The sequence below is a fragment of the Actinoplanes sp. NPDC048988 genome, from assembly GCF_043197815.1.
In the GTDB taxonomy this organism is placed as follows: domain Bacteria; phylum Actinomycetota; class Actinomycetes; order Mycobacteriales; family Micromonosporaceae; genus Actinoplanes.
The window spans coordinates 741,549-751,400 of sequence record NZ_JBICTW010000003.1; the positions used below are offsets into that span (position 1 = coordinate 741,549).

Consider the following 9,852-nt stretch of genomic DNA (forward strand, 5'->3'; position numbering starts at 1 on the left):
AGTACCCAGTGTCCCTGGATAAGAATCGGTCAAGACTCGGGCGATCCGGTGGTGATCGTGGGGCGGCGGCGGAAATCATCGGAGCATGACTGACTTTCTGCTCACGCGGCGCCGGCTGCTCGTCAGTGCGGGCGCGGGAGTGCTCGGTCTGACGATTGTGAACACGGTGACCGGATGTTCGGACGCTGAGACGCCGGCCGCCGCCACCGCGTCCAGCGCCGCCGCCGGCACCACCTCCGCCGGCGGCTCCTCGTTCGGCGGCTGGGAGCGGGTCAATCTGTCGTACGTGTCGGCCTACCTGCTGATCCGCGGTGACGAGGCGGCGGTGGTCGACCTCGGCACGCCCGGGTCCGGGGACGCGATCGGGTCGGCGCTGACCGCCGCCGGGAGCGGGTGGAACCAGGTCCGGCACGTCATCCTGACCCACCAGCACCAGGACCACGTGGGCGGGCTGCCGGATGTGGAACCGCGTACGAAGGCGGTCTTCCACGCCGGCCTGAACGATGTCGGCTCGATCGTCAACGCGCAGCGGACGCTGAAGCCCCTCGGCGACGGCGACGAGGTCTTCGGCCTCCAGATCGTCGACACACCGGGCCACACGCTCGGCCACATCTCGGTCTTCGACCCGTCCACGGGCACCCTGGTGGCGGGCGACGCCCTCCGTACGACCGAAGGTCTCGCCGGCTCCGACCCCAAGTACACCGCCGACCTCGACAAGGCCGCCGCCTCGGTGAAGAAGCTGGCCGCCCTCGACGTCAAGACCATCCTTCCCGGCCACGGCGAACCCCTCACCGACGGCGCCGCCGACGCGCTCCGCAAGCTCGCCGGCTCCTGACGCACGGATATTAGTCCCTTCTGGCCGGTCCCTAAGCGGGCGGAGATCGGGTACCGTTCGCCCGGCGCAAGTGCGCCCCCGAACTCTCCTGGAGCGGACCCATGCGCCGGATCCTCGCCGCCGCCGTTGTCGTTCTGATGCTGGGCGCCGCCGCCTGCTCGGCGGACGACAAGGGTGACACCGGCGGTGGCACCAAGGTCACCGTCGGCGTCGTGCCCATCGTCGACGTGGCGCCGATCTATCTGGGCAAGGCCAAGGGGTTCTTCGCCAGCCGCGGCATCGACCTGACGCTCGTGCCCGAGCAGGGCGGTTCGGCCATCGTGAAGAACGTGGTCGCCGGCAAGTACCCGTTCGGCTTCAGCAATGTGACCTCGCTGATGGCCGCGCAGGCGGGCGGGGCCCAGCTCAAGGGTGTGGCCGGCGGCGTCTCCTCGACCGGCCGGGCCGGGCGTGACTTCTCGGCCATCGTGGTCCACGACGGCAGCCCGATCCGTACGGCCAAGGACCTGACCGGCAAGACGATCGCGGTCAACACCTTGAAGAACCTGGGCGACACGACCGTACGGCAGTCGGTGCGCACCGCCGGCGGCGATCCGGCGAACCTGAAGTTCGAGGCCATGCCGTTCGGTGACATGCCGGCCGCCCTGCAGGGTGGCCGGGTCGACGCCGCCTGGGTCGTCGAGCCGCAACTGTCGCAGGTGCTGACGCAGGGCGGTCAGATCGTCGCCTCCAATTTCGTGGACACCGCGGCCGACCTGACCGTCGCGCTCTACTTCACCAGCGAGGCCGAGATCGCCCGGAGCCCTGATCTGGTCACCCAGTTCACCGGCGCGATCAAGGACTCGATGGCGTACGCCGCGACCCATCCGGACGAGGTTCGCGACATCGTCGGCACCTACACCACGATCAACGAGACGGTCCGGATCGCGATGATCCTGCCGAGCTGGCCGGGTGAGATCAACCGCCCGTCGATCGAGCGGATGGCCCAGCTGGGCCGCAGCGACGGGATACTGCCCAAGGCGCCCGCCCTGGATCAGCTGCTGCCCTGACGGCTTTCCGGCAGCAGCAGGTGGACGTCGCCGAACTCGTGCCATCGGTACCGTTCCCGCAGCGCCTCGTCGTAGGCCGTGCGCAGCGCGGGCAGGCCGGTCACGGCCGACAGCATCCGCAGGTGTGAGGCGCGCGGCTCGTGCAGCCCGGTGAGCAGCCCGTCCACCGACCGCACCGGGCGCTCGGGGCCGATGACCAGGTCGGTCCAGCCCGACGGCGGCCCGTCCCACGCCGTTTCGAGGGCCCGCACGACCGTCGTGCCGACCGCTATCACCCGCCCGCCCCGGCCCCGCACGTGCTTGATCAGGCCGGCCGTGGGGCCCGGCACCGCATACCACTCCGGGTACGGCGGTTCGTCCACCTCGGCCGACGCCACCCCCGTGTGCAGGGTGACCGGCGCGACCAGGATCCCCCGCCCGGCCAGCGCGGCCAGCACCGCGCCGGTCAGCGGCCGCCCGGCGCTCGGCATCTCGGCGCTGCCGGGCTCCGTCGCGTAGGCGTTCTGATAGGTCGCCAACGGCCAGTCCCGGTCGGTGTAGTCGTACCGGATCGGCCGCCCGTGCCGCGCCAGATAGTCGACCCTCGTTCCCGGCACGTCGGCTTTCGCGGTCCAGAGCCGTGCGGTGTACGGGTGGAGCAGGGTGACCGTCCCCTCGGGTACCTCCAGCCGCAGCCCCGCCCGCGCCGGCCCCGTGCCCGGCGCGAACGGGGCCGTGCTGCCTCCGGCCGGCCGGCGCAGCTCGACCAGCCACGACCCGTCGGCGTGCTCGGTCGAGACGTGCACGACCAGCCCGCCGCCGGTGTCGAGGGCGGCCGGCAGGGTGGCCGAGTTGTTCACCACCAGCAGGTCGCCGGCCCGCAGGATCGACGGCAGTTCCGGGAACCGGTGGTGGCTGACTTTCGCACCGCGGCTCACCAGCAGCCGCACGTCCGCACGCTGTCGTCCCCGGGTCTCGGCCGGCTCCCGCGCCTCGAGGCCGGCCGGCAGCTCGAAGTCGAGGGTGTCCGTGGTCATCGCGCCCCTTCGACGGCCGGCAGCTCGGCCACCGCGTACCGCCCGGAGGCCGGGCGCGACCGCAGCAGGCCCAGCAGGTGCGGCACCACGGTCTCGGGCGGCGGCAGATGGGAGATGTCCTCGTCCGGGGCGGCCTGCTGGTAGAGCCGGGTGCGCATCTCGCCCGGGTCGACGCTCCACACCCGTACCGAGGGCTCCTCCAGCGCCAGCACCCGGCCCGCGTGGTCCAGGGCCGCCTTGGCGGCCCCATAGCCGCCCCAGCCTTCGTACGCCTCGACGGCCGCGTCCGAGCTGATGTTGAGGATGGCGCCGCCCGCCGGGGACCGGCGCAGCTGTGGCAGCAGGAGCTGGGTGAGCGCGATCGGCGCGAGCGCGTTCACCTCGAAGGTCTCCAGCAGCGCGGGCAGCGGGAAGGCGGCCAGCGCCGGCAGCGGCGAGCCGCCCAGCACCGACGCGTTGTTGACGAGCAGGTCGGCCCCGCCGAGCTGCTCGGCCGCGACGGCCAGGACGGCCCGGTGGTCGTCGTCGACCACGTCGCCGGGCCGGGCGACGACTGTGGTGCGCTGGCCGAGCTCGGCCGCGACGGTCTGCAGATCCTCGGCCGTACGGGCGTCGAGCACGAGCCGCCACCCGGCCGCGGCCAGTCCGCGGGCCAGTGCCGCGCCCAGACCGCGGGAGGCGCCGGTGATGACGGCGACCGGTGTCGTGTTGTCGTTGGTCATGCCGTCGACCCTGCCGCCGATCGATCACCGCCGAATCGGGCCCGGGACGGCTTCCGTACGGGACCTTGGTCCTAGGACCATCGGCGCAGGTGCTCGGTCGATGGCCGCCGCTAGGGTGGCCGTATGAGCGACGAGCTGAGCGTCGCGCGGCGACTGTCGGCCGCGGTGCTGGCGGTCAGTGACCGGCTGACCGTTCCCGAGGTGCTGCAGACCATCGTCGACACGGCCCGCGAGCTGGCCGGCGCGCGCTACGCGGCGCTGGGCGTGCCCGACGACGCCGGCTCGTTCGCGCAGTTCGTGGTGTCCGGGGTCAGCGACGAGGTGCAGGCCGCGATCGGCCCGCTCCCCCGTCAGCACGGTTTCCTGGCCGTCATGCTGCACGACCCGGCGACTCAGCGGGTGGCCGACATCCGGGCCGACCCGCGCTTCCACTGGTGGCCGGACGCCCATCCGGTGCTCGAGGCGTTCCTCGGCGTCCCGATCATCAGCGGCGACGAGATCCTGGGCGCGCTCTACCTGGCCAACAAGCCCGGTGGCTTCACCGACGCCGACGAGGAGCTGGTCGGCGTCCTGGCCACCCATGCCGCCATCGCGCTGACCCACGCCCGGCTCTACGCGCGCAACCGTGAGCTCACCATCGCCGAGGAACGCGCCCGCATCGCGCACGACCTGCACGACGCGGTCGCCCAGCGGCTGTTCGGGCTGCGCCTGACCGCCCAGGCGGCCGATGTCCTGCTCGACCGGGACCCGGCCGCCGCCCGCCGGCATCTGGCCGAGGTGACCACGCTGGCCCGCGAGGCGGCCGAGGAGTTGCAGGCCGCAGTCCAGGAGCTGCGCCCGGCCGACCTGGCCACCGACGGCCTTCCGGCGGCCCTGCGCAAACAGGTCGGTGTCCTCGACCGCGCCTACAACGGCGCCCCGCACCTCACCTACGGCGACGACGACCCGCCCGAGCTGCCGATGCCGGTGCGCACAGTGGTCTTCCGCGTGGCCCAGGAGGCCCTGCACAACGCGGTCCGCCACGCCAAGGCGTCCACGGTCCGGGTTCGCCTGCGCACCCTCGGCCCCGATGCCGTACGCCTGGAGGTCGCCGACGACGGCCGGGGCTTCGACGTCGCGGCGACGCTGAAGGCCGGCCGCAGCCTGGGCCTGCGTTCCATGCGCGAGCGGGCCTGCGCCGTCCGGGCCACCCTGACCGTCGATTCCGCTCCGGGCGAGGGCACCACGGTCGGTCTGGAGGTCCGCCATGGCTGACATCCGCGTGCTGATAGTGGACGACCATCCGGCCGTACGGCGGGGATTGCGCACTTTTCTCGAACTCGCCGCCGATCTGGAAGTGGTCGGTGAGGCCGCCGACGGGCCGGCCGCGCTGGAGCTGATCGCCGAGACCGGGCCGGAGGTCGTGCTGCTCGACATGGTCCTGCCCGGCATGGACGGTGTCGAGGTGCTGCGCGAGCTGCGCCGGCGCGAGCTGACCGCCCGCGTCCTGGTCGTCACCAGCTTCACCGACCGGGCCCGCCTGATCCCCGCGGTCCGGGCCGGCGCCCGCGGCTATCTCTCCAAGGACGTCGACCCGAACGCCCTGGTCGCCGCCGTCCGCTCGGTCGCGGCCGGCCATCTGCTGCTCGAACCGGATGTCGCGGCCGGCCTGCTCGGCGCCCCGCCCGAGGAACCGGCCCTGACCGCCCGCGAACGCGACGTCCTGGCCCTGCTGGCCGAGGGCCGCTCCAACCGCGAGATCGCCCGGGCCCTGGTGGTGGCCGAGAAGACGGTGAAGACCCACGTCTCGAGCATCCTGCTCAAGCTCGGCCTGGCCGACCGCACCCAGGCCGCCCTGCACGCGGTGCGGACCGGACTGGCCCCGGGGGAACGATAGACACGCGTAGTTATAGTGACCGGCGATGCCCAGTTCCTCTGTAGACGACCCGGCGGCGGTGCGGACGGCCGACGACTTCGTGGCCGAGCTCCGCCAGCTCCGCGTGCGCGCCGGCAACCCGTCGCTGCGGCAGTTGAGCCGTCTCGCCGACCAGCGCATCGCGGCCGCCCAGGGCGACGCCCGGCCCGACCCGTTGCCGCCGAGCACGACCTCGGAGGTGCTGGCGGGCAAGCGGCTGCCGCGGCTGCCCCGGTACGAGTTCGTCGAGTCGTTCGTGACGGCCTGCCTGCGGGCGGGCGGCCAGGACGAGCCCGCCATCGCCGCCGAGCTGACCCGCTGGCGGGCCGCCTGGTGCGCGCTGTCCGAGCCGGAGACCCCGGCCGAGCCCGCTCCCCGGCCGCCGCGCCGTGGGCTGGCCCCGCCCTTGGTCGCCGTGGTCTTCCTGGCCGGCATCGGCGCCGGCGTGGCCGGCACCCTGGCCTGGCCCGACTGGCGGCGGCCCACCGTCACCCCGGTGGCCGAGTCGGCCGACGCCTGCCTGCCGTCCGGCCGGCCGGCTCCGGCCGGTTCCGACGTGCTGGGCCGCGCGGCCCCGAAGTGGTGGGTCAACAACGACACCGCCGCGCTGACCGAGCAGGGTCACCGCTTCCGCGCCGACGTGGCCGCCGGTACCAAGGCTCCCGGCGACGTCGTCATCGTGAAGAGCGACGTCGACCTGGTGCAGGGCCGCCCGTACACCCTGGCCTTCACCGCCATCACCGACCGGGCCACCACCATCCGGGTCCGGGTGCAGGACAGCCCGCCCACCTACCAGGAGTCGTACACCCGCGACCTGCCGTCCGACGCCACCGCCTGCCGCCACGAGTACCGTTTCGTGGCCGCCAAGACCAGCGCCCACTCCGAGTTGACCTTCCAGGTCGGCGGCCACCCCGAGGACTTCCACCTCGAGGTCGCCGACATCGCACTGGTCGAGACCGGCTAGCTTTCGGCGTCGTGCTTGGCCATCGTCTCCTGACGGTCGGGCTCCTCGCGCAGGATCGCCGCGTCGAGCCACGTGTCGGGCAGGCCGAAGCCGTCGACCAGGGTGCGCATGTGCGGTCGCAGCTCGCGCAGCAGGTCGTTGACGGCGCCGGTCACGGCCTTGGCGCGGGCCGGGGTCAGCCGCTGGTGTTCCAGGAACCAGCCGCGGTCGGCCTCGATGGTGGTCAGCGCGTACAGGTCGCAGACCTTGGACAGCAGCGCCTTCACGTCCGGGTCGCCGGTGCGCTCGATACCGGCCACGAACGCCTCCAGCACCACCCGGTCGATGTGGGCGGTGGCGGTCTGCAGCACGTGGTCCTGCACGTCGTTGAAGATGTCGAACGGCCGGTCCTTCTTGGTGGCCGCGCCCTTGCGCAGGCGGCGGATCACGCCCTCGAGCACGTGCTTCTCGCGGTCCTCGAGCATCTTGAGCTGCCAGCCCCGGTCGGTCAGCGCCACCTCGTCGCCGCGGCCGGGCACCGCGTCGACCAGCCGCTGGATGAGCGAGCGGGCCGCCGTGCGCTCCAGCATCATCTCGCGCACCTGGTCGGCCACGAACGCCGTACGCCCCCAGCCGTCGAGCGAGCCGAAGGCGTCCCGATATCCGGTGAGCAGGCCCTTCGCGACCAGCTGGAGCAGGACGGTGTTGTCGCCCTCGAAGGTGGTGAACACGTCGGTGTCGGCCTTGAGGCCGGGCAGCCGGTTCTCCGAGAGGTAGCCGGCGCCGCCACACGCCTCCCGGCACATCTGGATGGTGTGGGTGGCATGCCAGGTCTGCGCGGCCTTGAGCCCGGCCGCTCGCGACTCGAGTTCGCGCTGGTCGTGGTCGGCCGCGCCGGCCCCGGCCACCTGCACGGCGTGCATCCTGGTGACCAGCTCCTCCTGGCCGAAGTGCAGCGCGTACGACTTGGCCAGGGCGACCAGCAGCTTGCGCTGGTGGGCCAGGTAGTCGTTGAGGACGACCTCGCGCTCGTGGCCGGGCGCGCTGAACTGGCGGCGGACCTCGCCGTAGCGGACCGCGATGGTCAGCGCGACCTTGGTGGCGGCCGAGGAGGCGCCGCCGACGCTGACCCGGCCGCGGACGAGGGTGCCGAGCATGGTGAAGAAGCGCCGGGTGTCGTTCTCGATCGGACTCGAGTACGTGCCGTCCTCGGCGACCTGGCCGTACCGGTCGAGGAGCATGTCGCGGGGCACGCTGACGTGATCGAAGCTGAGCCGGCCGTTGTCGACGCCGAGCAGGCCGGCCTTGTGCCGGTCGTCGCCGATGGTGACGCCGGGCATCGGCTCGCCGTTGCCGTCCCGGATCGGAACCAGGAACGCGTGCACGCCCTTCGACTCGCCCTGCGTGATCAGTTGGGCGAAGACGACGGCCATGCGGCCGTCGCGGGCGGCGTTGCCGATGTAGTCCTTACGGGCGGCCTCGTGCGGCGTGTGCAGGTCGAACGTTTGCGACGAGGGGTCATAGGTGCACGTGGTGCGCAACCGGTGGACGTCGGAGCCGTGCCCGGTCTCGGTCATCGCGAAGCAGCCCATGAGCTCGGCCGACATGATGTCGCGCACGTAGGCCTCGTGGTGGCGGTGGGTGCCGAGGGCCGAGACGGCCCCGCCGAACAGGCCCCACTGCACGCCCGCCTTGACCATCAGCGAAAGGTCGACGTGCCCGAGCATCTCGGCCGCGACCACGGCCGCGCCCGGATCGAAGCTGCCGCCGTACTCGGAAGGGAACGCGGCAGTCACCCCGAGGTCACCGGGCAGCTCGGAGAGCAGGCCGGTGATGCGCGACCGGGCTTGTTCGATGCTCTCGCCCGGCACCGGCGTGAACCGGCTGTCGTCGAGCCTCTCCCGGGCGGCCCGGCGGATGTGCGCCCAGCGCCCGTCGAGCACGTCACGCAGTGCGGCAGCCTCAACCATGTCCAACCCCCTTGGTACACCCTGTACCCGACCGTGGGTACAGACTGTACCAGTTAGGGTGTGGCCATGAGCTCAGCCGCCGTCAGGAAGGACACCGTCGCCGCGCGGCGAGCCGGCGGCGTCAACCACCGGGAGCGGATCGTCGCGGCGGCCGTCCAGGCCATCGAGGAACACGGCAGCGACCCCGGCCTGGCCGTCATCGCCGACCTCGCGGGCCTGCCCCGCCCGCACGTCTACCGGCACTTCACCGGCAAGGACGAGCTCGACCGGGCCGTGGCCCGGCAGGCGGCCAAGATGCTCGGCGCCTGGATCCGCCCGTCCCTCACCGTCCGCGGCACCCCGCCACAGGTCATCGACGGCCTGGTCGCCCGCGTGCTGCAGTGGGCCGCCGTCCACCCCAATCTCTACCGCTTCCGGGTACGCCTGAGCCCCGGCGAGGCCGTACCGCAGCTGACCCGCGCTCTCGCCGCCTACGTCCGGACGGGCCCGCCGGAGCACGTCGTGGCCGGCATCATCGGCCTGGTCGACGCGGGCGTGCTGTGGTGGTTCGACCACCGCGACGAGATCGACCAGGACACCCTGAGCGCGTCCCTCGCGGCCCAGGTCTGGCTGCTGCTGGCCGCCGCCCTGACCACCCTCGACCCGAGCGCGCCGCTGACCCCGTCCTACCCGGAGGCGTGAGGTGCGCGCACGCCCCTCCCTCAGCCCCGAGCTGATCATCGACGCCGCCAGCCGCCTGGCCGCCACGTCCGGGGCCGAGGCGCTGACCGTGCGCCGCCTCGGCAAGGAGCTCGGCGCCGACCCGACGGCCGTCTACCGCCACTTCCGCGACCGCGACGAGATCGTGCTCGAGGTCGCCGACCGCCTGATCGGCCAGATCATCGAGGAGCTGCCGCCCGGCCTGCCCTGGCGCGCCCGCCTGGAATGGCTCGGCCGGCAGCTGGTGCGCACCTTCGTCGACCATCCGGCGATCGCCCCGACGGTGGCGGTGCGCACGACCCGGCGTCCCGGCGAGTTCCGCACGGTCGAGGTCATCCTGGGCGCGCTGCGCGAGGCCGGCCTGTCGGGCGAGCAGGCGGCGGTGCACCACCGGGTCTTCGCCGACACCCTGCTGTCGTACGCCGGCATGTGCGGCGGCTTCGCCGCGCTGGAGGAGTCGAGCCGCCGCGGCGACGAGTCGGCCTGGACCCGCGAATACCAGTCCCTGCCCGCGGCCGACTTCCCCAACATCGCCGCCGTCGCCCCACACTTCGCCGCGGTCGACGACGACACGGTCCTCACCGGCCTGCTGACGGCCCTGCTGGACAGCATCGAGCGGCGCGCCTAGCTGTTCTGACCACGGACGTTGGTGACGGGGAGATCTTGAAATAGGTGAGGGCCTTCGGGTTCGGTGTGGATTGCGACGTCCTACCCCGAACCTGCG

General features: G+C 72.7%; 10 protein-coding genes. 7 read left to right on the forward strand and 3 right to left on the reverse strand.

Annotation, left to right across the window (positions count from 1 at the left end):
- The first annotated feature begins 85 nt into the window (after positions 1-85).
- Positions 86-835 (forward strand): MBL fold metallo-hydrolase, encoded by a 750-nt coding sequence (locus tag ACGFJ7_RS14255; RefSeq protein ID WP_392642411.1) that lies wholly within the window; start codon positions 86-88, stop codon positions 833-835.
- A gap of 101 nt (positions 836-936) precedes the next feature.
- Complete coding sequence (locus ACGFJ7_RS14260; RefSeq protein ID WP_360257206.1) at positions 937-1,884, forward strand: ABC transporter substrate-binding protein; 948 nt, start codon at positions 937-939, stop codon at positions 1,882-1,884.
- Here the strand turns inward: ACGFJ7_RS14260 and ACGFJ7_RS14265 are convergent.
- Positions 1,869-2,900: an S-adenosylmethionine:tRNA ribosyltransferase-isomerase gene (locus tag ACGFJ7_RS14265; RefSeq protein WP_360257209.1), complete on the reverse strand. Its 1,032-nt coding sequence runs from the start codon at positions 2,898-2,900 to the stop codon at positions 1,869-1,871. The genes ACGFJ7_RS14260 and ACGFJ7_RS14265 overlap by 16 nt on opposite strands.
- Positions 2,897-3,622: an SDR family NAD(P)-dependent oxidoreductase gene (locus ACGFJ7_RS14270; RefSeq protein ID WP_392642412.1), complete on the reverse strand. Its 726-nt coding sequence runs from the start codon at positions 3,620-3,622 to the stop codon at positions 2,897-2,899. The genes ACGFJ7_RS14265 and ACGFJ7_RS14270 overlap by 4 nt, the downstream gene beginning before the upstream one ends.
- Before the next feature lie 123 nt (positions 3,623-3,745).
- On the opposite strand from ACGFJ7_RS14270, the gene ACGFJ7_RS14275 reads away from it, so the two are divergent.
- From ACGFJ7_RS14275 to ACGFJ7_RS14285, 3 genes are read left to right on the forward strand one after another with little or no spacing between them, the layout of a single operon-like run.
- Positions 3,746-4,876, forward strand: a complete 1,131-nt coding sequence (locus tag ACGFJ7_RS14275) for a GAF domain-containing sensor histidine kinase (protein ID WP_360257214.1) — start codon at positions 3,746-3,748, stop codon at positions 4,874-4,876.
- Complete coding sequence (locus ACGFJ7_RS14280) at positions 4,869-5,498, forward strand: response regulator transcription factor (RefSeq protein ID WP_360257216.1); 630 nt, start codon at positions 4,869-4,871, stop codon at positions 5,496-5,498. Before ACGFJ7_RS14275 ends, ACGFJ7_RS14280 begins: the two co-directional genes overlap by 8 nt.
- A 25-nt stretch (positions 5,499-5,523) precedes the next feature.
- On the forward strand, positions 5,524-6,480 hold the full coding sequence (locus ACGFJ7_RS14285; protein ID WP_360257218.1) for a hypothetical protein: 957 nt from the start codon (positions 5,524-5,526) through the stop codon (positions 6,478-6,480).
- On the opposite strand, the gene ACGFJ7_RS14290 is transcribed toward ACGFJ7_RS14285, so the two are convergent.
- Entirely contained in the window at positions 6,477-8,429 is a 1,953-nt protein-coding gene (locus ACGFJ7_RS14290; RefSeq protein WP_360257221.1) for an acyl-CoA dehydrogenase, read from the reverse strand. The two genes, ACGFJ7_RS14285 and ACGFJ7_RS14290, sit on opposite strands and share 4 nt — an antisense overlap.
- Before the next feature lie 66 nt (positions 8,430-8,495).
- On the opposite strand from ACGFJ7_RS14290, the gene ACGFJ7_RS14295 reads away from it, so the two are divergent.
- Positions 8,496-9,110 (forward strand): TetR/AcrR family transcriptional regulator, encoded by a 615-nt coding sequence (locus ACGFJ7_RS14295; protein ID WP_360257223.1) that lies wholly within the window; start codon positions 8,496-8,498, stop codon positions 9,108-9,110.
- Between the two features lies 1 nt (position 9,111).
- Positions 9,112-9,756 carry a TetR/AcrR family transcriptional regulator gene (locus ACGFJ7_RS14300; protein WP_392642413.1) on the forward strand — a complete coding sequence of 215 codons (645 nt, stop codon included), beginning with the start codon at positions 9,112-9,114 and terminating at the stop codon, positions 9,754-9,756.
- Positions 9,757-9,852: the final 96 nt, after the last annotated feature.